The organism is Roseovarius nitratireducens, from assembly GCF_002925845.1.
GTDB lineage: Bacteria > Pseudomonadota > Alphaproteobacteria > Rhodobacterales > Rhodobacteraceae > Roseovarius > Roseovarius nitratireducens.
Map to the genome: position 1 here is coordinate 1 of NZ_PDNI01000048.1, position 24515 is coordinate 24515.

Sequence of the window (24515 nt, forward strand, 5' to 3'; positions counted from 1 at the left end):
AAGGTCGCGGACCTGGCCTGCGACAGCGGTCAATTCGCCGTTATTGATCGCCTGCATCGAGGCCACCGGGTCGATTGCGCTGACCTCGACCCCGCCGTCCACCTCTCGCAGGATCACGTTGCAGGGTAGCATCGCACCGACGCGCGGCTCCATCCCGATGGCTTCGTAGGCCATCTTCGGGTTGCAGGCGCCGAGGATCCGGTAGGCCGGCATCTCGACGTCGAGCTTCTTTTTCATCGTCGCTTGCACGTCGATCTCGGTCAGAACGCCAAATCCGTTGTCGGCCAGCGCGGCGTGCGTGCGGTCGGCGACGTCTTTGAAGGACATCCCATCGAAGGTACGGTTGATCGTATAGGTCATTGCAGCATCCTTTCAGTCGGAATCATCGAGCGCGTGGCGGGGCCGATGTCGAGGAGAGTGTTTGGGTGGGCCACATCCGGCACAAGGTCCGCACTCTGAAGCGGTTTCCCTTTTTGCCATGGTATCCCTGATTGCAGCGCACAGGGTGATCCAGATCAGTGTGCGTTGCAGTCTTTTCCGATTTGATGTGGTCAGAGCGGCCTTTGCCGCCACATTCAAGGAGATGTCGGATGACACACGGGATTGCAGCACGGTCGGCGACCCTGGCCACCGCAGCGACCGTGACGGCCACCACGGCCATGGCACAAGTCGGTGAAATGCCCAACCGGGATGCCCCCTTCTATGACGGGCATGGTATGATGTGGGGCGGTGATCAGTGGGGAGGATTGGGAATGGTGATTGGTCCGATCCTGATGATCCTGATCTTGGTCGCGATCGTCGTTGGCACGATCTACGTCCTGCGGCTCTTTGGCGTGAGCGGCAATGGCCAGTCGGCACATGATCGGGCGCTGATGTTGCTCAAGGAGCGCTATGCAAAGGGTGAAATCGACACCAAGGAATTTGAAGAGCGCAAGGAACTGCTGGCGCACTGATCGATGTCAATTCGGCGGGAATTTCGATCTGCTAAACTCAGCGATGTGGGTGGGCATTGACCACTCTCAAAACAGATAGGAATACAATGAACCGTATCGTATACATCGTCGGCCTCGTGGTCATCGTCCTGATCATCCTGGGCTTTTTCGGCCTTCGCTGAGTGCAGGAATTTTCGCAACTGAACAGTTGGAGGCGAAGCGATGAACCGCGAGAAAACCCCGAATCCCGACACCTCCGACCACGCCCTCGGGGCCAAAGGCACCATATCTCAAGCAGGGCGTTCTGGTGGGCGTTTACCGCGTGACATCGGCACGCAGGATGAGTTGAAGCGCGCCAGTGAACGCCCCGCCGGCAAGACCCGCGTCAAGAAATCCGACGAAAAAGATGGGCAGTCGGAGTAACTGCGAAGCCTTGTTGATCGTCTGGCCAACGCGTTCGCAGCAGCCATGTCGCTCGCCAGGCAAGGCGACATGAGCCCATGACAATATCCCAGCCGGGGTGTCGAAAATAATGCGCGGCCATTTCAAATTCATTTCAAAGATATGGGACCATCTGCGCAGCAGTTTCTGGTTTCTGCCGTCGGTCATGGTAATCTCCGCCATGGCAACCGCCGTCTCTCTGATACTGCTGAACACCCTTTATGCGTCACGGCTCGGATGGTTCAGCGAATGGACCTATGCGTTCGATCCGGGGAGTGCGCGCGCTATCCTGTCGGCCATCGCGGGGTCGATGATCACGGTCGCCGGCGTCACATTCTCGATGACAATGCTGACCCTTCAACTGGCGTCTTCACAGTTCGGCCCACGCATGCTGCGTAATTTCATGCGCGACCGTGGCAATCAGATCGTACTGGGCACGTTCCTGTCCACCTTCGTCTACTGCCTGTTTGTGCTTGCCTCTGTTCGTGGCGCCGGGGGGGCGAGTTTCGTTCCGCTGATTGCCGTGATCTTCGGCATTATCCTTGCCGTCGCAAGCCTTGCCATGCTGATCTACTTCATACACCACATCGCCACCTCGATCCGGATCGAGACCATTCTGGCCAAGCTTGCGGACGAGGCCTGCCAGACCGTTGAGTGGGTATTTCCGGAGCACGGCCGCATTCCTGCGCTTCTTCCCGAAGAACCGATTGCAGAGGCTCTGCCGCCAGATTTCGACGACGACAGCCGGTCCGTGGTCGCGTCAGCCAGCGGCTACATACAGTGGATTGATCTGAACAGGCTTTTGCAGGTTGCCAGCGAGTGTGATCTCGTTGTCCGGGTAGAGGGCCGGGTCGGCAACTTTGTTGCCAATGGTGGCCCTCTTGTCGTTGCATCCCCTTACGGGCGGCTTTCGGATTCCGTTGCTGAGAGCCTTGCCGATGCGTTCTCGCTTGGCCAGCAGCGCACACCCGATTACGATATCGAGTTCTCGCTCAGGCGGATTGTCGAGATCGCACAACGTGCCTTGTCACCGGGGGTCAACGACCCGACAACCGCGCTTTACTGCCTGGATCGCTTGGGCGAGGTGCTTGGGCTCTTGGCAGATAGGCGTTTCCCGTCGGGCCGAATCAGGGATGAGGACATGGAACTGCGGGTCGTTTTTGAACCGGTCTGCTTTGCAGACCTGGCCTGTTCGGCGTTCGCGGCTATTGCCCGGTACGGGATCAGCGATGACGATCTTGTCGCACGATTGCTGGATGTCATGGAGAGAAGCAGCCGCAGTGCGCTCTCGTCGGATCGCGAGACGATCATGCATCTCCATGATGCGATCAGGGTGGAAGGCGCTGCATCAGGGTCCGGAGACGTCATGAACGCGACACAGCCATCCCGTGCGTGACAGCAGAGGTCTGGAACGTGGCGCGTTCATTCGCATTCACGCGACACGCTCCAACCCGTTGTTTTGGCGTGTTCAAGGAGCTCAAAGCCGGTTCCCACTTTTGAGCAACATGCTCTCGTGTGGAGCCAGCTTGCCCTGCACCATTCTGGCCAGAGGCGCGATTGTGAGCCCTGGCACGGTGATCGAGAACACGACGACAATGAACGTTGCGGTGAGGATCAGGGGCTTCCAGTCGCTGTCTGACAAGCTGAGCGCAAGAGCGACCGAAATGCCACCCTTGAGCGTATCCCTCCGCCGGAGGGATATGGTGGTCGAGCACCTGGTGGATGTGGGCCGCCGCGATGCGGTCGGGCGCATGGCGCAGTTCCTACTGGAGCTTGGCGCCAGGCTTCGGGTGTCATGGATTTGGTCTTTCGCAGCCGGTCCGAAAACGGGAAACACGCGAGACGAGGGGACAGCTTGTCTCACGTGTTTCTGGATCACTCGTACTGGTACTTGCCCACCGATGTCCGGTGGACCTTCAGACTATAGCCCCGCCGTCATCGAGCCACACTGATACAGGTTGGTCTGTGCCGGTGAATCCGGAAGTTTTTGGGCCGGAGTTGTTGTTTTGGCCGGTTTTCGCCTTGTCGGGCAGGACACGCGTTCCGGCCCGGCCCTCCAGGATCGCGCGCGCGTCTGTCAGTTGCCCAATGCCGGCAAGCTTGCCGCTGGCCTGAGCAAAGGCGATGGCGGCACCGACCTTCGGCCCCATCGATCCCGGCGCGAGTTCGAGGTCTTCGAGCGCCTCGGGTGTGGCGTCGCCAATCGCGCTCTGATCGTCGCTGCCATAGTGACGGAAGACTGCCGGCACATCGGTCAGCAGCAGGAGCGCGTCCGCGCCCAGCCCCAAGGCCAGCAGGGCGGCCGTTCGATCTTTGTCGATCACGGCTTCGACTCCAGTCATCTCTCCATCCGTGTTTCGCACGACGGGAATGCCACCGCCCCCGGCGCAGATCACGGTGTGCCCGGCGTCCAGAAGCACCTTGATTGCCTCCAGTCCCACGATCCTGAGAGGCAGCGGCGAGGGAACGACGCGGCGGTGGCCGCCGGACGCCTCGGTGATCATGGCCCAGCCATGATCTTGCGCTGCCTGCTCTGCCTCGGCCTCTGTGTAGACGGGGCCAATGGGCTTGCTTGGGGTCTCAAATGCGGGGTCATTCGCGTCCACCTCTACCCGGCTCAGCAGGGTGGCGCATTGCGATCCCTCGGGCAGGGCGTTCATAAGCTCCTGCTCGATCAGATATCCGATCATGCCCTCGGTTTCTGCGCCCAGCACATCCAGCGGCCAGGGCCGGTCCGGATCGTAGGCCGCCCCTTGCAGCGCCAGCAGGCCGACCTGAGGCCCATTGCCATGCGCCACGACGATCTGATGATCGCGGGCCAGGTCCGCCAGCGCCGTTGCCGCGATCCGAACGTTCGTGTGTTGCGCAGCGACCGTCATCGGCTCCCCCCGCTGCAAAAGCGCATTGCCGCCAAGGGCCACCACCACCCGCATCTCAGGACCCCATCGTGGCGACAAGAACGGCCTTGATCGTGTGCATCCGGTTCTCTGCCTGATCAAAGACGACTGACGCGTGGGATTCGAAGACGTCGTCGGTCACCTCCATGCAGTCGATCCTGAATTTCTGGTAGGTATCTTCGCCGACCTGCGTGTCACGGTTGTGGAAGGCGGGCAGGCAATGGAGGAACTTGGCGTAGGGATTTCTGGTCATTTCTATCACCTTGGTGTTGACCTGATAGGGCGAGAGAAGGGCGATCCGCTCTTCCCAGACCGTGTCAGGTTCGCCCATGGAGACCCAGACATCGGTATAGACGAAATCGGCCCCTTCCAGCCCTTCGGCGTGCTTTTCGGTCAAGGTGATCCGCGCGCCCGTTGTCTCTGCGATCTTGCGGCACCGCGTGACGAGGTCCGTGTCGGGCCAGCAGCTGTGCGGGCCGCACAGGCGCAGGTCCATGCCGATCAGGGCCGCGCCCACCAGAAGCGAGGCGGCGGTGTTGTTTCCCACGTCGCCCATGAAACAGACGGCGATGTCGGACAGGTGTTTTTGTGTGAACTCGCGCATCGTCATCAGGTCAGCGAGGATCTGTGTCGGGTGGAAATCGTCTGTCAGTCCGTTAAACACCGGAACGCCAGAAAACTCTGCCAGCGCCTCGGCGTCCTTGTGGCCAAAGCCGCGATATTCGATCCCATCGTAGAACCTGCCGAGTACGCGGGCCGTGTCCTTGATCGACTCCTTATGGCCGATATGGCTGCCCGACGGCCCGAGATATGTAACATGCGCGCCTTGGTCGTAGGCTGCGACCTCGAACCCGCTGCGTGTGCGAGTGCTGTCCTTCTCGAAGATCAGCGCAATGTTCTTGCCTTTCAGTTGGGGCCGCTCATAGCCCCCGTTCTTGGCCATCTTCAGGCTGACCGCCAGTTGCAGAAGATGACGGATCTCGCCCGGTGAAAAGTCGAAGAGTTTCAAGAAACTGCGTCCGCTAAGGTTTTGTGGCATCAGGTCGTCCTCAAATGGGGTCGCGGATCAGGGGGCAGGTCATGCAATGTGACCCACCGCGTCCGCGCCCAAGCTCTGATCCGGGGATGGTGATGACCTCGACACCCGCCTTGCGCAGGAGGGTGTTGGAGTAGACGTTGCGCTCGTAGCCAACGACAACCCCGGGTTCCAGACACAGAAGGTTGTTGGCGTCGTCCCATTGTTCACGGGCGGATTCATAGGCATCGCCGCCAGTGGGCACGGTGCGCAATTTCTTGAGTCCGAGTGCCGTGGCCACGACCTCCAGAAACGGTTTCGTCTCGGTCTCTACCGCGATGCCATCGCCCTTGCCGGGGCGCAGGCTGTAGCACCGGATGGCATCGGTCACGGAAGCAAAGATCGTGACGAGATCGCGGTCGCAGAAGGTGAAGACCGTGTCGAGATGCATGGATCCGCGCGCGCGGGGAAACTGGCAGGCGATGACACGGGTGGCACCGCCTCCGGCGAACAGGCCGCGCGCAACCTGGCCGACGGCCTGCGGTGTCGTGCGCTCGCCCATGCCGATCAGGACGGTGCCGTCGCCAATGGGCATGACGTCCCCGCCTTCGACTGTCGCCGGGCCATGATCCTGCTTTGGGTCGCCCCACCAGACGGGAAAGACCGCATCCTTGAAATCGGGGTGAAAGCGATAAATGGCAGCGAGGTTCAGCGTCTCGAGCCGCCGCGCGGGCCAGTGCATCGGGTTCAGCGTGACGCCGCCATATATCCAGCAGGTCGTATCCCGCGTGAAGATGTGGTTGGGCAGCGGTGGCAGGATGAAGTCGGCGGGTTCCAGCATCGGGGCCAGCACACCCTTGACCGGGATCGGCAGTTCGGCCCGGCTCATGCCGCCGGTCAGGATGGTCGACAGCAGGTCGGCATCGACCTCCATCAGATGCGCCAGCAGGTCATCGGCCAGACCTACGCCTACGGCGTTGTCACTGATCCGCGCCTCGAGCAGCCATCGGCGGGCATCCATGTCTTTCAGCGTTTCCATCAGCAACTGGCGCAGGAACACGACCTCGACCCCGCGATTGCGCATCGCATCGACAAAGGTCATGTGTTCGATCCGCGCCTGTTTCACCCAGATCACATCATCAAACAGCAGCTCGGCACAGTTGGCGGGCGTCAGTCGAGCCATGGCGGCACCGGGCTTGCTAACCATGACGCGGCGCAGTTTGCCCGCCTCGGAATGGACGCCGTAGGTCATGCTCATGCCGGGGCTCCTTGCAGCACAACGCCAAGGCTGAGAACTGCCATGACAATGATTGTGAGGCCCAGCAGCACCGGCCAGACGAAGCGCAGCCAGCGTTCATAGGGCACCCGCCCGATGGCGAGGCCGCCCATGACAACCGCAGAGGTGGGGGTGACCAGATTGACCACGCCTTCTGCCGACTGGAACGCGGTCACCACAAGGCTGCGAGAGACCCCGGCAAAGTCGCCGACGGGGGCAAGGATCGGCATGGACAGGACGGCAAGGCCGGAGGTCGAGGGCACGAAGAACGACAGGACGATCTGAATCCAGTACATCACGTTGATGAAGATGACCTCGTTCAAGCCCGCGACGGTACCTTCGGCCCAGTGCAGGATCGTGTCGGTGATGTGGCCCGCGTCCATCACAACGACGATGCCGCGCGCAAGCCCGATGATCAGCGCCACGCCCAGCAGGTCGCGCGCGCCGCTGACGAACGAGTCAACCAATCCCCTTTCGCCCAAGCGCCCCACGATACCGATGCCAATGCCGGCAAACAGGAACAGCCCGCTCATCTCGGCCATCCACCAGCCCCCCAGCGAGACACCCCAGATCATCACCGCGAAGGTCGCGCCGAAGAGCAGCAGGACGATCTTGTGCAAACCGGTGAAGTCGCTGGCTCCGGCCTCTGTGGTGGTTCGGAAATGCGCCTCGTTCTCGGTCTTCCTGTCGAAGACCAGCGACCGCGACGGGTCGGCCTTGATCCGTGAGGCATAGCGCATGACGTATGTGACGGTCGCGGCGAAGGTGAGCGCAAGCAGGACCAGCCGCAGCATCAGCCCGTCCGTGAAAGACACCCCGGCCGCGTCCGACGCGATCACGGTCGAAAAGGCGTTCACGGTCGAGCCGAGCACGCCCACCCCGGCGCCCAGCAAGATCACCGCCACAGCCGTCAGCGCGTCATAGCCTGCCGCGATCATGACCGGTGTCAGGATGACATAAAAGGCCAGCGTCTCTTCGGCCATGCCATAGGTAGAGCCGCCGATCGCGAAGAGCCCCATGAGGATCGGAATCATCCATTTTTCCCGCCCTTCAAGCCGCGCCATCGCGCGCTTGATGCCCGCATCGATCGCGCCGGTGGCCGTCACCACGCCGATGAAACCGCCGATCATGAGGACGAACAACGCGACGTCGATGGCATTGGCCGTGTAGCTGCTCGGATCGTAAAATCCGGCGATGGGGGCCAGGATGACGTCGAACACGCCCTGCGGATTGGCCTCGGTGGGCGCGTAGGTTCCCGCCACAGGAACGTCCTTGCCGAGCGCCTCGGAAGCCACGCGCTCGTACTGGCCGGCCGGGATTACCCATGTCAGGCCCGCGATGATCACGATCAGGGCGAAAAGAATGGTATAGGCTGAAGGGAAGTGGAAACGGGAGCTGCGTTCGGCAGGTGTCGTTTTGGTGGGGGTCATGATTGCGTCCTTTCCCTGTCCGGCCATGAAAAAGAACCGGTGGCCACCGTCATCTTGATCCAGGATATCAGATGACGGACTGATCGAGGTTAGGTTGTGCGCATTACAGGGGCGTGTGGACCGGAACGCGAACCGTGCCCGATGCTTTGCCTGCACTTTGCCGCCCGGAAGACCCCGCGCCGGGCAACTCTGCGATCACCTTGAGTCGGTCGCCGACGCCGCGCCGGTCCCCAGTTCGATGATCTCGGCGGTAATTGCCTCCTGTCGCACCCGGCGCAGGGTCGCCTCGAAGTGGCCCAGCTCGCGCGTGATCTGGCTGGCTGCGGCAGACATGGCCTCCATTCTTGCCTCGTTCTCCGCGGCAAAGGCATGGAGCGCCGCCTTACACACCAGGGCGTGGAGATAGTCCCCGCTGAGACTGTTGATCAGGGTGTCCGTCGGAAGCTGGGTCAGTGGACGTGTCGCCCCGGGCGGCGGCAGGTCCGACAGATCGACCGGCAACAGAACCCGCCGGACGACTTGAGGTTGCCCGGACGCCCAGACAGCATGGATCATGTCAATGCGTTCGAGGTGCCCCTCGCCCAAGGCGCGGTAGATCGCCTTGGTGATTGTATCGGCCAGTTTCGGAATGCCTGGCGTGTGCGAGGACATTGGCGCGGACCAGACCGGATGGAGGCCGCGCGCGGCGGCGATTGACAGGCCACGGGTGCCGATCAGAAACAGGTTGGCGGTCGACAGGTCGTCTTTGACGCTGTCGAGAACGCGTTCGCTGAAGGCGCCGGCAAAGCCCTGTTCGGCGCAGAACACCAAAAGGCCGATGCCGCCGTCGGCTTGACCTCTGGAGGTTTCGGTCGGTGGAGTGGGACGCGCGGGGCCAAGTGCGTCGGAAATGGCGGCGGCAATTGTCGCGGCATAGCTGTTGACGGCTTCTATCTCATCGCGTGCGGTGTTGGCGCGGGCGGCGGCGATGCCCTTCATCGCGTTTACCACGGCCCCCAACTGGCGAATGCTGTCGATCCGGGCGCTGACATCGGCCAGTCGTTCGGTCATGGCGCTGGCTCCCTATCGCCAAGCTGCGTTGCAAGGCGGGTCATCGCGGCCATCAGGGCGGCCCGTGCCGCCTCATTCAATTCCCCGGTTTCGGAAATGGTACGCAGAGCATGGCCGGCATCCCGGTCCAGAGTTTCCGGGAGCGCATCCCGAAAGGTGGTAACAGCATCGAGTGGCAAGGGGTCCAGCAGCCCCGTTTGCACGGCGAGCAGGAGCGCCACTTCATCGACCAAGCGAAGCGGCGCATTCTGCGGCTGACGCAGGATTGCGCGGATCCTTTCCCCGCGTTTGAGTTGGTCGCGAACGCGGCCTTCGGGCATGCCCCCGAACCGGGTGAACATCTCCAGCTCCAGAAACTGCGCATAGTCGAGCCGCAGGGTTCCGGCGGCCTCCCGCAGCACGGGCGCCTGGGTCTTGCCGCCCACGCGGCTGACGCTGAGGCCCACATCCACAGCCGGTTTTTGCCCCTGATGGAACAGATCCGTATCCAGCACGATCTGCCCGTCCGTGATCGAGATCAGGTTGGTCGGGATGTATGCCGACAGGTTCCCCGCATCGGTTTCCGCGATCGGCAAGGCGGTCAAGGTCCCGCCGCCACGCGCCTGAGACAGTTTGGCCGCCCGTTCAAGCAGGCGGGCATGGATGTAGAACACGTCCCCCGGATACGCCTCGCGCCCCGGAGATTGCCGGGTCAGCAGGGCGATCTCGCGGTGGGTGGCGGCGTGTTTGGAGAGATCGTCGATCACAACGAGGGCGTGGCCGCCCTTGTCTCGGAAATATTCCGCCATCGTCATACCCGCATAGGGCGCGATCCATTGCAGCCCCGGCGCCGAGGCGGAGCCCGCGACCATCACGATGCAGCGCGCGAAATTCCCATGCGCCTGAAGCGCGTCGATGGCGCGGCGCACGCTCGATGTCTTTTGCCCCACTGCGATATAGACGCAGATCATGTCGCTGTCGCGCTGCGCGATCATCGCGTCGGTGGCCAGGGTCGTCTTTCCGGTGGAATGGTCGCCGACGATCAACTCGCGCTGGCCCCGGCCAAGCGCGAACAGCGTGTCCATCACGAGTATCCCGGTCTGCACCGGCTGGGTCACGAGATCGCGTTCGATGATCGACGGCGTCGGCCGCTCTATCGGCCACCGCTCTTCGGCCTCGATCGCCCCCTTTCCGTCCAGCGGGCGGCCAAGTGGGTCGACGATACGCCCGAGCAGCGGCTCTCCGACAGGCACGCTCACCACTTCGCCCGTGCCGAAGACCGCGTCGCCTGCCTCGACCTTGGTCGCCGCGTCAATGAACACGCAGCCGATCAGATCCGGGTCCAGAACCCGTGCGAACCCGAATTGGCCGCCCTCGAACCGCAGAACCTCGTCAAGTCGAACATCGCACAAGCCCGAGATCATCGCGACACCGTCACCGATCTCTTCGACACGGCCTCTGTGTTCGGATCGCGGACCGAGTGTGGCGCGATGCATTGCGCCTTGCGCTGATGCGAACCAGTCCAGCGTATCAGCCGGCATTCTCGACCTCCTTCAGGATGTTCTCAAGGTCGGCCCGCCAGCTGTTGTGAAGCACGAAATGCGCGCTGCGGAGTTCCAGTCCGGCGATCAGGTCGGGATCTGTAACAAGGCGAAAGCGGGGCGCGCCGCCCAACGCATCCTTTACCGCTTGTTCGATCTCGGCCCTTTCCGCACCCTCCGGGTCTGTCGCGGTGACGATCTCGATATCGCCCGAGGCTATCAGCGCCGTTCGCTCGGAGTCGGACATGCCTGCGATCGCCTCAACAAGTTGCGCAAGGAACGCCGCCCGAACCGCAGGTGTGTTGAACTGCCCCAGAAGCCGCGCGGCAATCTCGACCGAAAGCTCGGTGGCCTTCGCGGCGTTTTCCTTCCGTGCGGTAGTCCGGTCACGGTCAATGGCTTTGCGCGCTGCCGCCAGTAGTGTATCTGCCTCGGTTTGCGCATCCTTCCGCACGGCTTTCGCGACTGTGTCCGCCGCCGCCTTGGCCTCGGCAAGCATGGCATCGCGTTCCGCCGCGATGCCTGCGCGGGCCTCAGTGACCTCTGCCAGCGCAGCATCGGCTTTCGCTTGTGCTGTCTTGCCTTCATCCAACATGGCTTGCGCGGCTTCCTGCCGCCGGGTGATGGCCCCGGCAACCGGACGCCAGAACACGCGGCTGAGAAGCCAGACGAGGATCAGGACGTTGATGGCCTGAAGACCCAGTCCCCACCAATCGAGGGTCATGCGCTCATGCCAGTAGCGGGTTGGCGAAGAGCAGCAGGAGCGCAATCACCAGGCAATAGATTGCCGTCGTCTCGATCATCGCAAGCCCAACGAACAGCGTGCGCGAAATCGTGTTTGCGGCATCGGGCTGACGGGCAATGGCATCCATCGCGGCGGCAACGGCGCGCCCCTCGGCAAGTGCGGGGCCGATGGCGCCGAAGGCCACCGCGAAGGCGGCGCAGAAGATACTGGCAAGTGGAATATAGTCCATCACGAATCCTTTTTCGTTGGGGAAGGGGCAAGGTCAGTACTTGGAGGGTTGTGCGCGGCGACCTTGACCGTGGAGGTGATGAACACCATCGACAGCACCGCGAAGATGTACGCCTGCACTAGCCCGATAAGCAGATCGAGCGCCATTAGCGGAATCGGTACCAGCAGGCCCGCCAGCGAGGCGACGATGCCGATGACGAACACTCCGCTCATCACGTTGCCGAACAGGCGGACGAACATCGAAAAGACCCGCGTCAGGCTTTGCAGGATGTTGAGCGGGATCATCACCGGGTTGGGCGTGGCGAAGGATTTCAGCCAGCCGCCCACGCCCCTGGCGCGTATGCCGAACCAGATCACGGACAGGAACACCAAGACGGCGAGGGCGGCATCGGTTTCAAGCTGTGCGGTCGGTGGCTCGACCCCCGGCACAAGCGAGGACCAATTCGCCACGAGGATGAACAGAAAGAGCGTGCCGATGAACCCGCGATAGGGTGCGGGCGCGACGCCCGTTGTCTCGGTAATCTGGGTGTCGAGCGTGGCGACCATCAGCTCCAGCGCGGCCTGCCGCCGGGTCGGTCTGAGGTCTAACCGGCGCGTCAGGGCAAATGCCCCGATCACCAGTATCGTCATGATCGCCCATGTCGTGACGATGGCTTGCGTGATCGGAACCGGTCCGATCTGGAACAGCACGGTGGATTCGAGGGGAGAGTTCATGTCTGGATATCCCCCATCCTGCGAAGCATTATCCACTTGGCGCAGAGGACCCCCGCAAACGCCGCGAGCAGGGCAAGGCCACCCAGGAGCACGGCCATGAAGAACCCGGTGGCCAGAAGCGAAACGCGTCCCAGGGTCAGGGCAATGGCCCGTAGGGGTTCCCCCCCGTTGACGATAATCTTGGCTGTCTCGCGAAGCGCGCGGAAATAGCCATATCCGACGAAGAGCCCGCCAAGAAAGCATACCGGAAGAAGGACGAATAGCGGGAGAGTAGTGAGATCGGTCATCGTGCGTTCATCCACTTCCAAGCGGTCCAGCCGCCAATGCAAAGCCCGAGCAGCATCATCGGCGCGCTCCAGAAGATGCCCGTCTCAAATTGCCCATCGAGCCAGCGTCCGAAGAACAGGCCCGCCAGGGTCGGCACCACGAAGATCCAGCCCAGCACGCCGATCTGCGCCAAACGTCGACCGACGGACATGTCACCTTCGCGCAGCCACTGCTCGTGTCGGCTGCGATGCTTGCGGATTTCCTCGACCAGCGGGTCGGTTTCGGGCGGCCGATCGGTTTCGGGCGGCGACGATGGGTCTTCGGTCATCGGAACTGTCCCGTGTCGGCGCCCGCATGCAATCGGCTGATCATCCGGCGGATCGCGTGTAATTGCAGGCGCATCGTCTCGACGTGCTCGACCCGTTCCTCGTTCACATCGGACCGAAACCGGGCCAGAACCTCGCTGTCCAGCGTGGCCAGATCGTCTCCGGCGACCGCCTCTCGGGTGGCAACGGCGACGTCTGTGCCGCCGGTCACACTCAGCACCCCGCCGCGCACGGCGCAGAACCGTTCTACCCCTGCGGTCTTCCAACTGACGATGGACACCGCTAGCGCGGTCAGGAACGGTGCGTGGCCGGGGCGGATGCCGAAGCTGCCGCTCGCGTCTTCGGCGCGCAGGCTGTCGACCGCGCCGTCCACCACGACTGACAGGGGGGTCACGATGCGCAGCCTCATGCCACCGCCTCGGCGTCGCTTGCTGTCGCGGCGGCCTCCTTCTTGCGCGCCTCATCCAGCGTGCCGACCATGTAGAGCGAGCTTTCGGACCACTCGTCGGCCTCGCCTTCCAGTATGGCGCGGCACCCCGACAAGGTCTCGGCAAGCGGCACGCTGGCGCCCGGCGTGCCGGTAAAGGCCTCGGTCACCATGAAGGGTTGGGTCAGGAACCGCTGCAACCGCCGTGCGCGTCTGACGATCAGGCGGTCGGCGGTGCCCAGTTCCTCGATCCCCAGCAGCGAGATGATATCGGTCAATTCGCGGAACCTTGCCAGTGTCTGACGGACGGCTTCGGCGGTTTGGTAGTGGTCGTCACCGACAACCAGTGGATCCAGCAGCATCGAGGAAGAACCCAGCGGATCGATCGCCGGATAGAACCCCTCTGCGGCCTGGGCTCGCGACAGCATGATGACGCAATCCATATGGCCGGAAATCGTGGTCACGGCGGGGTCGGTGAAATCGTCGGCAGGCACGTAGACTGCCTGAATGGCGGTCACGGTGGAACCCGCCACGGAAGCGATGCGTTCCTGCAGGCCCGCGACTTCCGTTGCCAAAGTGGGCTGGTAGCCTACGCGAGAAGGCAAGCGGCCAAGCAGGCTCGAAACCTCGGCCCCGGCCTGAACAAAGCGGAACACGTTATCCATCAGCAGAAGAACGTTCTTATGCTTTTGATCGCGAAAGTATTCCGAAATGGTCAGCGCGGTCAGCGGGGCCCGCCAACGCGCACCGGGCGGCTCGTTCATCTGACCGTAGACCAGCACGGTGCGGTCCAGCACGCCCGAGTCCTGCATTTCGGTCAGAAGCTCATGCCCCTCGCGTGATCTCTCACCAACCCCGGCGAAGACCGAAATGCCTTCGTATTTCTCGACCATGGCGCGGATCAGTTCCATAACCAGAACGGTCTTGCCCACCCCCGCGCCACCGAACATCGCGGCCTTTCCGCCCTGCGCCATCGGTGTCAGCAGGTCGATCACCTTGATCCCTGTCTCGAACACGTCGGCGGCACCAGTCTGGGAGCTCAGAAGCGGGGGCAGCGCGTGGATCGACCGTCGTGGTATAGCGTCCGGCAGGGCAGGCCCGTCATCCTTCGGATTTCCCACGACATCCAGAAGCCGGCCAAGGACGGCTTCGCCCACGGGCACGGTGACCGGCCCGCCACTGGCATGGACCGAAACGCCACGGGCGAGGCCCGCCGTGGATTGGAACGCCACGGCGCGTACCGTCTTCTGATCGAGGTGGCTGTGGACTTCGAGAATGAGGGCCGTCGGCCGGTCCCAGTTCACAATCAGCGCGGAATTGATCGCTGGCAGGTCGGGCCCGGCAAAGACAACATCCACGACCGCCCCCCGGACGGCATGAACGACGCCTTCGGAGGGGACGCGTTGATCGGAGGACGCCGATGGGTCGTCCCGCGCGTTCGGGGCATTCGTCTCGGTCCCACCGGGCAGGTCAGGGTCTCCCACAACTGCGGGGGTCCCGGCGCGGATAGCGCTGTTGCCCAGTGCCTGATCTGCGCTTGTGGATGTCAAACGGGCCTCTTTGTTTGCTCTGATCCCCGACGTTGGACCAACCGATAGACGTAGTAAAGGCTGCGGTCAGGCAAGAACTTCGGTATGATAGGGGACCATGTTGTTCGCGCCCTGACATAGATCAGCGACGAAGCGGACGTCGCCATGGCATTTTGAAATGATTGGCGCCTCTACATGCGCTGGTTGTCGAACAGGGAGTCCGGATGCCCAAAGATCCATACGAAGCGCTCGGCCTGACGAAGGCCGCCACGGCTGAAGATATCAAGAAAGCGTATCGCAAGCTGGTGCGAACGAGCCACCCGGACTTGCATCCCGACGATGCAGGGGCCGAGGAGCGGTTCAAGGTAATCTCCGCTGCCTATGATATCCTGAAAGATTCCGAGACCCGCGCCCGCTATGATGCCGGAGAGATCGACGGCCTAGGCGCGGAGCGCCCGCGGCGGCAGTATTATCGTGATTTCGCGGATGCATCAGACAACACTTACCAACAAGGGCGTGGGTTCGGAGCGGATGCCGATCCGGCGGACATCTTTGCGGAAATTCTGCGCAATCGTGGGCGGTCGCCGGGTGGCGATTCTGCCGGTCGTGGATTCTCGGCCCGTGGCGCGGACGTGAGCTACACCCTTGAGGTTCCGTTTCTTGACGCAGCCCGCGGAGCCGAGACCCGGATCACCTTGCCCGATGGTCAGAGCCTTGCGGTCAAGATCCCGCAGGGCACCGAGGACGGCAAGACGCTGCGGCTGCGCGGCAAGGGTGCTTCCGGCTTTGGTGGCGGTCCGGCAGGTGATGCGCTCATCACCGTCCTGGTGCGGCCCCATCCGGTGTTCCGTCGCGACGGCGACGACATCCTGCTGACACTGCCCATCACCATCGACGAGGCGATTCTCGGCGGCAAGGTCACAGCACCGACCATCGATGGCCCCGTGGGCCTGACGATCCCCCCGGGGGCGAGTTCAGGCCAAGTCCTGCGCTTGCGGGGGCGCGGGATCGGTCATGCCGGGCGCAAGGCGAAGGGCGACCAGAAGGTCGAGTTGAAGATCGTCACACCGCCCGAAATTGACGCGGGCCTGCGCGATTTTTTCACGGAATGGCGCAAGACGCATAGCTTCGATCCACGCGTCGACCTGATGAAAGGAGCGAGCGCATGACAGAAAGATTTTCCGAAGACGACGTCATCATCGCTGTCACTCGTCTGACCCGAAGGCAACTTTTGCGCTTTGTCGAGTGCGAACTGGTTCGCCCGGAGCGCAGTGAAAGCGGCGATATCTATCGCCGCGTCGATATCGCGCGCCTGGAACTCCTGTGCGAATTGTCCCAGGATCTCGACCTGGACGAGACGGCCTTGGGCATCGTGATCTTGCTCATCGATCAATTGCATGCCGCGCGACAAGACCTTGCAACCATGGCACGCGCCATAGACACCCTGCCAACAGACCTGCAAGCCCGGATCATTGCCGCTACGAAACAGCCCTGAGCGCAATTCGAATGGGGCCCGAGGTTGGTGTTCCTGCACGTAACAGCACTGCACGCCTCTGACTCTCTGGTCGCTTGGCCGCGGTATGTATCGTCTTCAAACCGCAGAATATACTGGCCGCATCGGAAACTACTATTGGTGAAAGGGCAGATGGAGAACTGGACGTCCTCTCCTTTCCGCTTTTGTGGCTCTTGGAAAACACTCAATCATATTGAGAATTGCTGGAAGTTGGGGGCGTTCGGCGCAGCTTTCGAGTGAGGCAAACCCGCGAAACGCGGGGCACGGTCACGCCTGAGTGCCGCCCCAAACCTCGCGCCCGTCCTCGCGCCATTGCGGCAGGCCGCCGTCCATGCGCCGCGCATTGAAGCCGCGGTTGCGCAACAGGGCCACGGCCTGGTGGGCGTAGATGCAATAGGGCCCCCGGCAATAGGCGACGATCTCTGCCTCGGGGTCGAGCGTGGGCAGGAGCCGGTCGAGATCGGCCAGTGTGGTGTTGCGCGCGTCGGGGATGTGCCCGGCGGCGAATTCGTCCTCGGGGCGGATGTCGAGCAGGGTGACGGCCCCCTGTGCGAGCCGCTCGGCGAGATCGGCGCGGGTGATCGGCTCGGGGGCCGGGGCACCGCCGTAGAGCCCGTCGAGAATATCCGTGACCTGCGCCAGGTTGGCCTCGGCCACCTCATTCAACAGTGCCATGAGCGTAATCGCACGGGCGTCTTGTAGCCGGTAGATCACCGCCTTGCCCGCGCGGCGGCTGGTGACGAGCCCGGCACGGCGCAGCTGTTGCAGATGCTGCGAGGCATTGGCCACCGTCAACCCGGTCTTGCGCGCCAGCGTCTCGACCGCCGCCTCGGTCTGCGCGAGTTGCTCCAGCAGCATGAGGCGCGCGGGGGCGGCAAGCGCCTGCGCGACGAGGGCATATTCCTTCAGGAGGGCCTGTTTGGGGCTGGTTGACATGGCGTTGGCGTGCCTCTATTCATTCAAGTAATTACTTGAATAATAACGGCTGCGTGCCGCCACGCAAGCCCGAAAGGCCTGCCCATGTCAGACACGATCCTGAGCGCCGAGCCGGTGATCCGAGTGACGGCATTCCTGGGCATCCTCATCGCCATGATGCTCTGGGAATTGGCTGCACCACGGCGCCGGAAGGAAATTCCGCGCGTGATCCGCTGGACCAACAACCTCGGCCTCGTGGTGCTGGATACGGTGATCCTGCGGCTGAGTTTTCCACTGCTGGCTGTCGGGCTGGCGATAATCGGGGCCGAGCGCGGCTGGGGTCTCTTTAACAACATCGACGTGCCCGGCTGGGTGGCGATCCTCGTCTCGGTGCTGCTGCTCGATCTGGCGATCTACCTGCAGCATGTGCTGTTCCACGCGGTGCCGGGGCTGTGGCGGTTGCACCGGATGCATCACGCCGATTTGGAATTCGACGCCACCACTGGATTGCGCTTTCACCCGGTCGAGATCGTGATGTCGATGGGGATCAAGCTGGCGGTGGTGGCGGCGCTGGGCCCGCCCGCCGTGGCGGTGCTGATCTTCGAGGTGTTGCTGAATGGCACTGCGCTCTTCAACCACTCCAATATCGACCTGCCACGCAGGGTGGATCGCTGGCTGCGGCTGATCGTGGTGACGCCGGACATGCACCGTGTGCATCATTCGATCGATCCGCGCGAGACGAATTCCAATTATGGCTTCAACCTGCCGTGGTGGGATCGGCTCTTGGGCACCTATGTGGCGCAGCCGGCCAAGGGGCATGAGGGCATGGAGATCGGGATCGAGCAGTTTCGCACGCGGCGCGACCTGTGGCTGGATCGGATGCTGGTGCAGCCGTTGCGCGGCCCGGCGAGCGGTGGCGCGCTCGATCCCCGCAACACCAAGGAGGACCGCCCATGAAGCACCTGATCCTGCTCAACGATCCGCCCTATGGCACCGAGCGCAGCTTCAACGGGCTGCGCATGGCACATGCGCTGGCCAAGCATGATGCCGACGCCGAGATCACCGTGTTCCTGATGGCCGATGCCGCGCTTTGCGCCAAGGCGGGGCAAAAGACGCCGGAGGGGTTCTACAATATCGAGCGGATGCTGGGCCGGGTCTTGTCGGCTGGTGGGCGCGTGCTGATCTGTGGCACCTGCATGGAGGCGCGGGGGCTGAGCGAGGCGGACATGATGGAAGGGGCCGCGCGCTCGACCATGGACGAGCTGGCCGAGGCAACCCTCGCTGCCGACAAGGTGCTGGTGTTCTGAGCCGGTCACAAGGGCGCGAGATACGGGGGCCTGGCTGCTGAACGGCTTGCACGATCATGCCTGAGGGCTGACAAGCGATCCATTGCACAGGGAGGCCCTGATGTCTGACACCCAGAACCGATCCTGGATGGCCGCGCTTGCCACGGGCCTGTCGCTCATCGCCTGTTACGGCACGCTGGCGGCGATTGTGGTGCTGGGTGCGCTCGGGGTTGGCATCGCCCTCAACGAGACGGTCTGGGCCGGGGCTATCGTGCTATTTGCCGCGCTTGCGGTGGCGGCGCTGGCGCTCAGGTGGCGGCGGCACGGGCGCGGCGTGCCGGTGCTGCTGGGCGGTGCCGGATTGGCGCTGATCGTGTTTGCGATGAATGTCAGCTATTCCCTGCCCGCCGAATTGGGGGGCTTCGTGCTGCTTTGTCTGGGCACATGGGCCGATTGGCGCGGCGGGCGGGCATGAGCGACGCGCGCCTGCCGCCGCTCCTGCGCGACAAGGATCGCGACGCGCCCTCGGCCTTCACGCCCGAGAGCCTGTTGCGCGAAGCGCGGCGTCAGAAGCGGGCGGAGTCCGTCGCGGTGCCCGAAATATGCCTGCTCGATCCCGATGGCGATATCGTCCGCGCGCTGTGCGCCGGGGGCCGTGCGCGGCGGCATACGGGATGGGTCTGTTACCACACGGAGATGTGGGTGTTCGATCTGGAGGGGCACGAGATCGGCGTGGTGGGTTGTGCCGTGGGGGCATCCTTTGCGGTTCTGGTGGCCGAAGAGATGTTCGCCTCGGGCTGCCGGTTGCTGATCAGCGTTACCTCCTCGGGACAGATCACCCCGCAAGGCGCGCCGCCCTATTTCATCGTGACCGACCGGGCGTGGCGCGACGAAGGCACGAGCTATCACTACCTTCCGCCATCGGATTGGAGCGTCGCACCCGCGCCGCTTCTGGAGCGGTTGGGGGACGCGTTCGAGGACGGCCCACGCGTCCTGACTGGCCCCACATGGACCACCGATGCGCCGTTTCGCGAGACGGAGGCCGCCATTGCCGCCGCCCGTGCCCGTGGCATCCTCGCGGTAGAGATGGAGGCGGCGGCGCTATATGCGTTTGCCACCGCCCGTGTGTGCGACGTCATCTGCCTAGCCCATGTCACCAACCAGATGGGCACCATCGAGGGCGATTTCGAAAAGGGTGAGGCCAATGGCAGCGAAGATGCGCTGAGCGTCGTGGCGCGGATCGCGGCACGGTTGGGGCGGGGCGCGCCCGGGATATCGACCCGACAAGCCCCCTGACGGGAGGTATCCAATCTCGCCCGCGCAGCCGAATTTCGGACGGTGCTAACATAGGTCAGCGCGCGGGATATATTCCAAGGATAACAAGTGAGCAGGGCGTCGGGTTGACCCTTCTTGTCAACTTGGCGGCGGGAATCGACCAAGCGGGTCGGACACGAAAGCATGACGGGGCCGCCGCATCATCCTTCGCTCGAGAAGGTCGGTTGCGACTTCCCCGCGACCCTTCACACCCTGCAAATATCAAGGCGAACTGCCCGCTGACTGCAAGTTTTCCGGAAGCGGAGGCGCTTCGCCGGGGCATCAGCTTCGCGGTTTATCGCACGACCGGGATCTACCTGGTCGGTCGGGGCATTCGGGAAGGCTTCGAATGAATACGCCCGAATGACCCGCTCAGGACTACCCACTCGGGCCGTGGCGAGAAAAGCGGATGACGGGCTTTGGGATGGCGCACGCCGAGGTGTCGCGCCGCGTGCCCAAGGCTAGCGAAAGACGACGTCTCGGGGTGCACACCCCCCGCGATGGACCGGACACCGAATTCGGAGAATACGAGAGGAATTCAGCGATGAACCAGACCACCAAGACGATTGCCGTGTTCGCACAGCCCTTTAGCGTTCCGGGGTTCGATGAAACGCTGCCAGCGGGCGCATATGAGATTGAAACCGAACACTTTGCACCCCCCGGCCAACTTGACCCGGACGCATGGAAAGCCTCTGTCATGGTGAAATTGCACACCCGGCAATCGCATCCCGGTCTTGCCCGGATACTGACCGTCTCGCTGATCGACCTCGACCGCGCCCGCGCGCGAGACAAGGCGACGGGCAAGAAACTGACGGACCTTTTCCTGGAGGAAATGCTGGACGATCCGCTTGTCCTTCTCGTGATGGAGGCCGACGGCGTCAGCGAAGCGCAGCTTCGGCATCTCTATTCCGGTTCGCGGACGCCTCGAACCGGGGATGACGCGACGGGTTTGAAAACGGCAACGATGACCCGGCGGGACGAGGCTTCGATCCGGGCCGCGGAGAACGAGGGGATGCCAGTCAAGACCTGAGATGTGACGACGCAAAACGCGCGTGATGCAAGACACCGCGCTTGCAGAGACTTTCCGCGCGCATTGCCGAAGCGAAGGATGTGTCGAGGTTACAGGCGTGGCTGGCATGACAGGCTGCGCTGTGAACGGTTCATGCGCCGGGGCGTTGCGGTCAGATTTTCGACGCAAAAGCTGCTTTGGATCAGTATGTCATCGCGGATTTTGTGCCAGCGTCCCGGTCAACAGGTTCGAATCGGCCTGTTCCGCGCGGTCGATTGCGGTTGCCGGAATGCCGGATCACGGGGGAGGCCCCGTGCTGCGGTGAGTCATCAGGCCGTCATCGGTGCCGAGGCAAACCGGGACCGTACCGGGCCGTGGTGGCAAGCTTTTACCGAAACATCACCGGCGGCAGAACCTTTCGAACTCCGCCGGGGTGATACCCATGACGACGAAGGATAAGGAACCTTCAATGACAGACTCGCCAAGACCCTGCCAGGAGAGGGTCGCGCAGCCCAACGAACAGGACATGCTGCAGGACACCGGGCGCAAGGGTGCTCCGTCCCGAGCGCCGCGCGCGCCGGTCCCGGCCGTATCCTCTGACACCCAGCCTTGCTCCGGCGTGACCGGTGCACAGCCGGAGAGCCCGCCCGCCGCGTCGGACTGGACGCGGTCGCTGATGAAGTATCGTCAACCCATCCCCTCTCGCAGTATATTCGAGTTGGCCGTCACGCTTGCGCCTTTCGTCGGGATATGGGCGGTGGCCTGGTGGATGCTCTCGATCAGTACCGTGTTGGCTGTGGCGCTTGCCCTGGCAAACTCGGCGTTCCTGCTGCGCCTGTTCATGATCCAGCACGATTGCGGACACGGCTCGCTGTTTCGCGACCGGCGCCTGTGCGACTGGATCGGACGCGGGATCGGCGTGCTCACGCTCACGCCCTATGATGTCTGGCGCAAGACCCACGCTATCCATCACGCCACCACCGGCAATCTCGACCGGCGGGGGATCGGTGACCTGCCGACGCTGACCGTTCGGGAATACCAGGAAAAGGGTTGGGTCGGTCGGGCGCTTTATCGCCTCGTCCGCAATCCCGTCTTTCTGTTCGGGGTGGTGCCGTTCTACACGTTCTTCCTGCAGAATCGGTTGCCCGTCCACCTGATGCGGTCGGGCTGGCGCTACTGGTTGAGCGCCATGGCGACCAATGCCGCTATCGGCCTGACACTGACCCTCATTGTCTGGCTGGGTGGTTGGGATGTCCTGCTGTTCGTGTTCCTGCCGACGATGCTTCTGGCCGCGATGGCAGGCATGTGGTTTTTCTATGTGCAGCACCAGTTCGAGGAAACCAGCTGGGAGCACGACGAAGACTGGAACATTCAGGAGGCGGCCCTGCACGGCAGTTCGCACTACGCGCTGCCCGGCGTGCTGCGCTGGATCACCGGCAATATCGGTGTCCACCACGTGCATCACCTGGCAAGCCGCATCCCGTTCTACCGCCTGCCCGAGGTGATCGAGGATCACGACCTGCTGGCGCAGTCCAAGCGCATCACGTTTTGGCAAAGCTTCCGTTGTGCCCGGCTTCATCTCTGGGACGAACAGCGCGGCAGGCTGCTGTCCTTTGCCGAAGCGCGGGCGAGTGCCGCCTGAGTATTGCAACGGGACACCCGGTCATCCGAGGGCGGGCACAGATGTCGGCGGGGCTGCGCCGATGGCGCGGTTCAGTAGGTCTTGTTCGCCTCGGCGGATTCGGTGATGGCATCCGCTCCGGCGGAGACGTCACGGCCGATCCCGGCGGTCGTGCTGCACCCCTGCAGCAAGAGGGCCGCGACGATGGCGAGTGTGAGCAGCGGCGCTGTCGTGAACCATGAGGTTTTCATCTTGATCTCTCCTTACAGCGGATCAATGCGGCATCTGCCGCGATCTGCTTGGTCATTCCTACACCGGTTCGCGAACGCGGGTGCTTACCTGTATCAGCCATCGCGCCGGACCTTTCCGTCTCGGCCATGAGAGATCAAAGCGCCGCGCGGCTCGTGCCGATATAAGCGTCGGATACCAACCTGGATCAGTCCCGCACCGGAGCGAACCGTTTAGGGTTCTTGTTGACGGCAGACCATTCAGCCGTCGGATGTTTGTTACGAGTGACGGCGAGGCTTTCTGCCGGTTAACCGGCCTCCAGCCCGGCCCGGCAGGAAGCCTTGTCAATTCGTACAGACGCTTGAAAGGATCCATTCCATGGACTCGAAAACACCCGCACTGAGCACCGCCGACAAGATGAAGAGCGTCAAGGCGGCCTGCGACGGAGCCTCCGCGGGCCCCAAGAAGGACTCGGCGATGAAGCACCTTCAGGCTGCCGAGAAGGCGCACACGGCGAAGAATGACGGCGAATGCAACCGCGAACTCGACTCGGCCACGCACGCGCTGGCATAAGCTTCGCTCAGTTGGAAACGGTGCCCCTCCGGCAGGACTTGCCGGGGTGGCGCGTCAGCGCAGGAGCGGTCCGTCCTGATCGAGGTAGCCCGTGTCAAACCCCGCCATTTCGCTCAGCCGGTCGATATTGTCGAAGACCACCTGCCCCTTCTGGAAGGTAACGAGACCGTCATCGCGCAGATGACGCAGCACGCGGTTCACGTGCACCGCGCTCAGCCCGAGGGCGTCGGCAAGGTGATACTGCGTCAGCGGACAGGCAAAACCGGTCTTGTCCCCCAATCCCACAAGCATCAGCCGTGACCCGAGTTCGAGCAGGAAATGCGCCATGCGTTCCTCGGCCGTGCGGCGGCCGACATTGACCAGATGCTCCACCACCATCGCCTCGTCCCGCGAGGCGGCCCAGAGAACGGCGGTGGCCAGCCGCGGCGCATGCGCGAAGGCATCGAGAATATCCGAGGCGAGAACCTCGGAGGCCTCGATGCGGGTGGCCGCCTCGATGCTGTGATCGGATGTGCGGAACAGGATGCTGCGCAGGCCCAGGAAATCGCCCGGAACCTGGATATCCACAATCTGCCGCTCGCCGTCGGGCAGAATCTTGTAGGACAGCGCCCAGCCCTCGGCCAGGATGAAGGCGGAGGCGTTCGATTGCCCCTCATGGATCATCTCGTGCCCGGGCAAAAAGGTGCGGCGGCGTCGGTGAAACCGCGCCAGCGTCTCGAGATCGACCTCCGACAGGGCGACGAAGGCTGAGAGTTTTCGGGTCAACGGGCTGTTCAATAGCACCATTCTCGCTTCCATTGCTAAAGTCTCGGCAGGCGGACGTACGAATACGGATAGCCGGGAAATGAGTGGGCAAAACTGCTTTGCATTAGTTCATGCTAACAGAAAACGTTTATGGTCGCACTATGTTGCAGGTCAATGAGGGCCGGCACATTGATCTCGATTTGAAAAGAGAAGCTGACATGCCCCTTTACAACGACACTGCCGGAACGGCCGCCCTGGCGATTTGCGAGTCGTTGCTGCTTGCCATGAATGACCGCAATATCCTGCCCGAGAAAGAGATCGTCGGCATTCTAAAGGATGCGGCCGCCGCGCATGAAAATGCACCGGCAGGCGACGACGATGCACTGCACGCCGCGGTGGCTGCACTGATCAACGGAATTCTGAATGGGGGTAACTCGGTGCGACGGCCCTGAGGCCGCGCGCCACCCCATCGGTCAAAGACGTCCGGTCAGAACCAGAACGACAAGAATCACCAG

The 24515-nt window shown here is 62.9% G+C and carries 30 protein-coding genes and 1 pseudogene; 12 read left to right on the forward strand and 19 right to left on the reverse strand.

Features of this window, described 5'->3' with window-relative positions; genetic code table 11:
• Positions 1 to 360, reverse strand: a 360-nt coding sequence (locus CRJ03_RS09005) for a DUF302 domain-containing protein (RefSeq protein WP_104018551.1), incomplete at its 3' end; no start/stop codon positions are given.
• Positions 361 to 590: 230 nt separating this feature from the next.
• Between CRJ03_RS09005 and CRJ03_RS09010 the strand changes: the two genes are divergently transcribed.
• Positions 591 to 953 carry an SHOCT domain-containing protein gene (locus CRJ03_RS09010; RefSeq protein WP_104018552.1) on the forward strand — a complete coding sequence of 121 codons (363 nt, stop codon included), beginning with the start codon at positions 591 to 593 and terminating at the stop codon, positions 951 to 953.
• 294 nt (positions 954 to 1247) lie between these two features.
• Here CRJ03_RS09010 and CRJ03_RS20120 read toward each other — a convergent pair whose 3' ends face one another.
• The gene (locus CRJ03_RS20120) at positions 1248 to 1541 is read right to left on the reverse strand and encodes a hypothetical protein (RefSeq protein WP_206018347.1); all 294 of its coding nucleotides are present in this window, start codon (positions 1539 to 1541) and stop codon (positions 1248 to 1250) included.
• Positions 1542 to 1554: 13 nt separating this feature from the next.
• On the opposite strand from CRJ03_RS20120, the gene CRJ03_RS09020 reads away from it, so the two are divergent.
• Entirely contained in the window at positions 1555 to 2769 is a 1215-nt protein-coding gene (locus tag CRJ03_RS09020; protein WP_240611623.1) for a DUF2254 domain-containing protein, read from the forward strand.
• A gap of 81 nt (positions 2770 to 2850) precedes the next feature.
• Here CRJ03_RS09020 and CRJ03_RS20310 read toward each other — a convergent pair.
• From CRJ03_RS20310 to atpD, 14 genes and pseudogenes are all read right to left on the reverse strand, one after another.
• Positions 2851 to 3054, reverse strand: a pseudogene (locus CRJ03_RS20310) (hypothetical protein); the annotation flags it as partial.
• 235 nt (positions 3055 to 3289) lie between these two features.
• Positions 3290 to 4306, reverse strand: a complete 1017-nt coding sequence (gene arcC / locus CRJ03_RS09035; RefSeq protein ID WP_104018555.1) for a carbamate kinase — start codon at positions 4304 to 4306, stop codon at positions 3290 to 3292.
• Between the two features lies 1 nt (position 4307).
• Positions 4308 to 5309 (reverse strand): ornithine carbamoyltransferase, encoded by a 1002-nt coding sequence (gene argF, locus CRJ03_RS09040; RefSeq protein ID WP_104018556.1) that lies wholly within the window; start codon positions 5307 to 5309, stop codon positions 4308 to 4310.
• Positions 5310 to 5319: 10 nt separating this feature from the next.
• Positions 5320 to 6543, reverse strand: a complete 1224-nt coding sequence (locus CRJ03_RS09045; protein WP_104018557.1) for an arginine deiminase — start codon at positions 6541 to 6543, stop codon at positions 5320 to 5322.
• Positions 6540 to 7991, reverse strand: a complete 1452-nt coding sequence (locus CRJ03_RS09050) for a YfcC family protein (RefSeq protein ID WP_206018345.1) — start codon at positions 7989 to 7991, stop codon at positions 6540 to 6542. Before CRJ03_RS09050 ends, CRJ03_RS09045 begins: the two co-directional genes overlap by 4 nt.
• 195 nt (positions 7992 to 8186) lie before the next feature.
• A complete protein-coding gene (locus tag CRJ03_RS09055; RefSeq protein ID WP_104018559.1) occupies positions 8187 to 9041 on the reverse strand; it encodes a F0F1 ATP synthase subunit gamma in 855 nt (284 codons plus the stop codon).
• Positions 9038 to 10561 (reverse strand): F0F1 ATP synthase subunit alpha, encoded by a 1524-nt coding sequence (locus tag CRJ03_RS09060; RefSeq protein WP_104018560.1) that lies wholly within the window; start codon positions 10559 to 10561, stop codon positions 9038 to 9040. The genes CRJ03_RS09055 and CRJ03_RS09060 overlap by 4 nt, the downstream gene beginning before the upstream one ends.
• Entirely contained in the window at positions 10551 to 11330 is a 780-nt protein-coding gene (locus tag CRJ03_RS09065; protein WP_165375289.1) for a F0F1 ATP synthase subunit delta, read from the reverse strand. Before CRJ03_RS09065 ends, CRJ03_RS09060 begins: the two co-directional genes overlap by 11 nt.
• Positions 11290 to 11535 carry a F0F1 ATP synthase subunit C gene (locus CRJ03_RS09070; RefSeq protein ID WP_104018562.1) on the reverse strand — a complete coding sequence of 82 codons (246 nt, stop codon included), beginning with the start codon at positions 11533 to 11535 and terminating at the stop codon, positions 11290 to 11292. The genes CRJ03_RS09065 and CRJ03_RS09070 overlap by 41 nt, the downstream gene beginning before the upstream one ends.
• The gene (locus CRJ03_RS09075) at positions 11535 to 12248 is read right to left on the reverse strand and encodes a F0F1 ATP synthase subunit A (RefSeq protein WP_104018563.1); all 714 of its coding nucleotides are present in this window, start codon (positions 12246 to 12248) and stop codon (positions 11535 to 11537) included. Before CRJ03_RS09075 ends, CRJ03_RS09070 begins: the two co-directional genes overlap by 1 nt.
• On the reverse strand, positions 12245 to 12535 hold the full coding sequence (locus tag CRJ03_RS09080; protein WP_104018564.1) for an N-ATPase subunit AtpR: 291 nt from the start codon (positions 12533 to 12535) through the stop codon (positions 12245 to 12247). Before CRJ03_RS09080 ends, CRJ03_RS09075 begins: the two co-directional genes overlap by 4 nt.
• On the reverse strand, positions 12532 to 12843 hold the full coding sequence (locus CRJ03_RS09085; protein WP_104018565.1) for an AtpZ/AtpI family protein: 312 nt from the start codon (positions 12841 to 12843) through the stop codon (positions 12532 to 12534). Before CRJ03_RS09085 ends, CRJ03_RS09080 begins: the two co-directional genes overlap by 4 nt.
• Positions 12840 to 13250 (reverse strand): F0F1 ATP synthase subunit epsilon, encoded by a 411-nt coding sequence (locus tag CRJ03_RS09090; RefSeq protein ID WP_104018566.1) that lies wholly within the window; start codon positions 13248 to 13250, stop codon positions 12840 to 12842. Before CRJ03_RS09090 ends, CRJ03_RS09085 begins: the two co-directional genes overlap by 4 nt.
• Positions 13247 to 14818, reverse strand: a complete 1572-nt coding sequence (atpD, locus tag CRJ03_RS09095; RefSeq protein ID WP_276308227.1) for a F0F1 ATP synthase subunit beta — start codon at positions 14816 to 14818, stop codon at positions 13247 to 13249. The genes CRJ03_RS09090 and atpD overlap by 4 nt, the downstream gene beginning before the upstream one ends.
• Before the next feature lie 203 nt (positions 14819 to 15021).
• Between atpD and CRJ03_RS09100 the strand changes: the two genes are divergently transcribed.
• Both CRJ03_RS09100 and CRJ03_RS09105 read left to right on the forward strand, forming a co-directional pair.
• The gene (locus tag CRJ03_RS09100; protein WP_104018568.1) at positions 15022 to 15966 is read left to right on the forward strand and encodes a DnaJ C-terminal domain-containing protein; all 945 of its coding nucleotides are present in this window, start codon (positions 15022 to 15024) and stop codon (positions 15964 to 15966) included.
• On the forward strand, positions 15963 to 16292 hold the full coding sequence (locus CRJ03_RS09105) for a chaperone modulator CbpM (protein ID WP_104018569.1): 330 nt from the start codon (positions 15963 to 15965) through the stop codon (positions 16290 to 16292). Before CRJ03_RS09100 ends, CRJ03_RS09105 begins: the two co-directional genes overlap by 4 nt.
• Positions 16293 to 16577: 285 nt before the next feature.
• Here the strand turns inward: CRJ03_RS09105 and CRJ03_RS09110 are convergent, their stop codons facing one another.
• Complete coding sequence (locus tag CRJ03_RS09110) at positions 16578 to 17246, reverse strand: ArsR/SmtB family transcription factor (protein ID WP_104018570.1); 669 nt, start codon at positions 17244 to 17246, stop codon at positions 16578 to 16580.
• Positions 17247 to 17330: 84 nt separating this feature from the next.
• Here CRJ03_RS09110 and CRJ03_RS09115 point away from each other — a divergent pair, with 84 nt between their 5' ends.
• The 6 genes from CRJ03_RS09115 (at position 17331) to CRJ03_RS09140 (ending at position 22476) form a co-directional block, all read left to right on the forward strand.
• A complete protein-coding gene (locus CRJ03_RS09115) occupies positions 17331 to 18182 on the forward strand; it encodes a sterol desaturase family protein (protein ID WP_104018571.1) in 852 nt (283 codons plus the stop codon).
• The gene (locus CRJ03_RS09120; RefSeq protein ID WP_104018572.1) at positions 18179 to 18532 is read left to right on the forward strand and encodes a DsrE/DsrF/TusD sulfur relay family protein; all 354 of its coding nucleotides are present in this window, start codon (positions 18179 to 18181) and stop codon (positions 18530 to 18532) included. The genes CRJ03_RS09115 and CRJ03_RS09120 overlap by 4 nt, the downstream gene beginning before the upstream one ends.
• Positions 18533 to 18632: 100 nt before the next feature.
• A complete protein-coding gene (locus CRJ03_RS09125; protein WP_104018573.1) occupies positions 18633 to 18986 on the forward strand; it encodes a MerC domain-containing protein in 354 nt (117 codons plus the stop codon).
• Positions 18983 to 19807, forward strand: a complete 825-nt coding sequence (locus CRJ03_RS09130) for a nucleoside phosphorylase (protein ID WP_104018579.1) — start codon at positions 18983 to 18985, stop codon at positions 19805 to 19807. The genes CRJ03_RS09125 and CRJ03_RS09130 overlap by 4 nt, the downstream gene beginning before the upstream one ends.
• A 562-nt stretch (positions 19808 to 20369) precedes the next feature.
• Positions 20370 to 20855, forward strand: a complete 486-nt coding sequence (locus tag CRJ03_RS09135) for a hypothetical protein (protein ID WP_104018574.1) — start codon at positions 20370 to 20372, stop codon at positions 20853 to 20855.
• Positions 20856 to 21510: 655 nt separating this feature from the next.
• Complete coding sequence (locus tag CRJ03_RS09140) at positions 21511 to 22476, forward strand: fatty acid desaturase (RefSeq protein ID WP_104018580.1); 966 nt, start codon at positions 21511 to 21513, stop codon at positions 22474 to 22476.
• A gap of 71 nt (positions 22477 to 22547) precedes the next feature.
• On the opposite strand, the gene CRJ03_RS09145 is transcribed toward CRJ03_RS09140, so the two are convergent.
• On the reverse strand, positions 22548 to 22706 hold the full coding sequence (locus tag CRJ03_RS09145) for an Entericidin EcnAB (RefSeq protein ID WP_104018575.1): 159 nt from the start codon (positions 22704 to 22706) through the stop codon (positions 22548 to 22550).
• Positions 22707 to 23061: 355 nt separating this feature from the next.
• Between CRJ03_RS09145 and CRJ03_RS09150 the strand changes: the two genes are divergently transcribed.
• Positions 23062 to 23256 (forward strand): hypothetical protein, encoded by a 195-nt coding sequence (locus tag CRJ03_RS09150; RefSeq protein WP_104018576.1) that lies wholly within the window; start codon positions 23062 to 23064, stop codon positions 23254 to 23256.
• Positions 23257 to 23310: 54 nt separating this feature from the next.
• On the opposite strand, the gene CRJ03_RS09155 is transcribed toward CRJ03_RS09150, so the two are convergent.
• On the reverse strand, positions 23311 to 24042 hold the full coding sequence (locus CRJ03_RS09155) for a Crp/Fnr family transcriptional regulator (protein ID WP_104018577.1): 732 nt from the start codon (positions 24040 to 24042) through the stop codon (positions 23311 to 23313).
• Positions 24043 to 24218: 176 nt separating this feature from the next.
• On the opposite strand from CRJ03_RS09155, the gene CRJ03_RS09160 reads away from it, so the two are divergent.
• Positions 24219 to 24452 carry a hypothetical protein gene (locus CRJ03_RS09160; protein ID WP_104018578.1) on the forward strand — a complete coding sequence of 78 codons (234 nt, stop codon included), beginning with the start codon at positions 24219 to 24221 and terminating at the stop codon, positions 24450 to 24452.
• Positions 24453 to 24515 lie beyond the last annotated feature (63 nt).

Coding starts and splice junctions, on each gene's coding strand:
- CRJ03_RS09090 (WP_104018566.1), bottom strand. CDS start 13,250: ATGAGGCTGCGCATCGTGACCCCCCTGTCAGTCGTGGTGGACGGCGCG.
- CRJ03_RS09120 (WP_104018572.1), top strand. CDS start 18,179: ATGAAGCACCTGATCCTGCTCAACGATCCGCCCTATGGCACCGAGCGC.
- CRJ03_RS09075 (WP_104018563.1), bottom strand. CDS start 12,248: ATGAACTCTCCCCTCGAATCCACCGTGCTGTTCCAGATCGGACCGGTT.
- arcC (WP_104018555.1), bottom strand. CDS start 4,306: ATGCGGGTGGTGGTGGCCCTTGGCGGCAATGCGCTTTTGCAGCGGGGG.
- CRJ03_RS09140 (WP_104018580.1), top strand. CDS start 21,511: ATGAAGTATCGTCAACCCATCCCCTCTCGCAGTATATTCGAGTTGGCC.
- CRJ03_RS09150 (WP_104018576.1), top strand. CDS start 23,062: ATGGACTCGAAAACACCCGCACTGAGCACCGCCGACAAGATGAAGAGC.
- CRJ03_RS09045 (WP_104018557.1), bottom strand. CDS start 6,543: ATGAGCATGACCTACGGCGTCCATTCCGAGGCGGGCAAACTGCGCCGC.
- CRJ03_RS09110 (WP_104018570.1), bottom strand. CDS start 17,246: ATGTCAACCAGCCCCAAACAGGCCCTCCTGAAGGAATATGCCCTCGTC.
- CRJ03_RS09085 (WP_104018565.1), bottom strand. CDS start 12,843: ATGACCGAAGACCCATCGTCGCCGCCCGAAACCGATCGGCCGCCCGAA.
- CRJ03_RS09160 (WP_104018578.1), top strand. CDS start 24,219: ATGCCCCTTTACAACGACACTGCCGGAACGGCCGCCCTGGCGATTTGC.
- CRJ03_RS09060 (WP_104018560.1), bottom strand. CDS start 10,561: ATGCCGGCTGATACGCTGGACTGGTTCGCATCAGCGCAAGGCGCAATG.
- CRJ03_RS09115 (WP_104018571.1), top strand. CDS start 17,331: ATGTCAGACACGATCCTGAGCGCCGAGCCGGTGATCCGAGTGACGGCA.
- CRJ03_RS09070 (WP_104018562.1), bottom strand. CDS start 11,535: ATGGACTATATTCCACTTGCCAGTATCTTCTGCGCCGCCTTCGCGGTG.
- CRJ03_RS09105 (WP_104018569.1), top strand. CDS start 15,963: ATGACAGAAAGATTTTCCGAAGACGACGTCATCATCGCTGTCACTCGT.
- CRJ03_RS09130 (WP_104018579.1), top strand. CDS start 18,983: ATGAGCGACGCGCGCCTGCCGCCGCTCCTGCGCGACAAGGATCGCGAC.
- CRJ03_RS09080 (WP_104018564.1), bottom strand. CDS start 12,535: ATGACCGATCTCACTACTCTCCCGCTATTCGTCCTTCTTCCGGTATGC.
- CRJ03_RS09050 (WP_206018345.1), bottom strand. CDS start 7,991: ATGACCCCCACCAAAACGACACCTGCCGAACGCAGCTCCCGTTTCCAC.
- CRJ03_RS20120 (WP_206018347.1), bottom strand. CDS start 1,541: ATGACCGACGGCAGAAACCAGAAACTGCTGCGCAGATGGTCCCATATC.
- CRJ03_RS09100 (WP_104018568.1), top strand. CDS start 15,022: ATGCCCAAAGATCCATACGAAGCGCTCGGCCTGACGAAGGCCGCCACG.
- CRJ03_RS09020 (WP_240611623.1), top strand. CDS start 1,555: ATGGCAACCGCCGTCTCTCTGATACTGCTGAACACCCTTTATGCGTCA.
- CRJ03_RS09135 (WP_104018574.1), top strand. CDS start 20,370: ATGAACCAGACCACCAAGACGATTGCCGTGTTCGCACAGCCCTTTAGC.
- CRJ03_RS09125 (WP_104018573.1), top strand. CDS start 18,633: ATGTCTGACACCCAGAACCGATCCTGGATGGCCGCGCTTGCCACGGGC.
- argF (WP_104018556.1), bottom strand. CDS start 5,309: ATGCCACAAAACCTTAGCGGACGCAGTTTCTTGAAACTCTTCGACTTT.
- CRJ03_RS09145 (WP_104018575.1), bottom strand. CDS start 22,706: ATGAAAACCTCATGGTTCACGACAGCGCCGCTGCTCACACTCGCCATC.
- CRJ03_RS09010 (WP_104018552.1), top strand. CDS start 591: ATGACACACGGGATTGCAGCACGGTCGGCGACCCTGGCCACCGCAGCG.
- CRJ03_RS09055 (WP_104018559.1), bottom strand. CDS start 9,041: ATGACCGAACGACTGGCCGATGTCAGCGCCCGGATCGACAGCATTCGC.
- CRJ03_RS09155 (WP_104018577.1), bottom strand. CDS start 24,042: ATGGTGCTATTGAACAGCCCGTTGACCCGAAAACTCTCAGCCTTCGTC.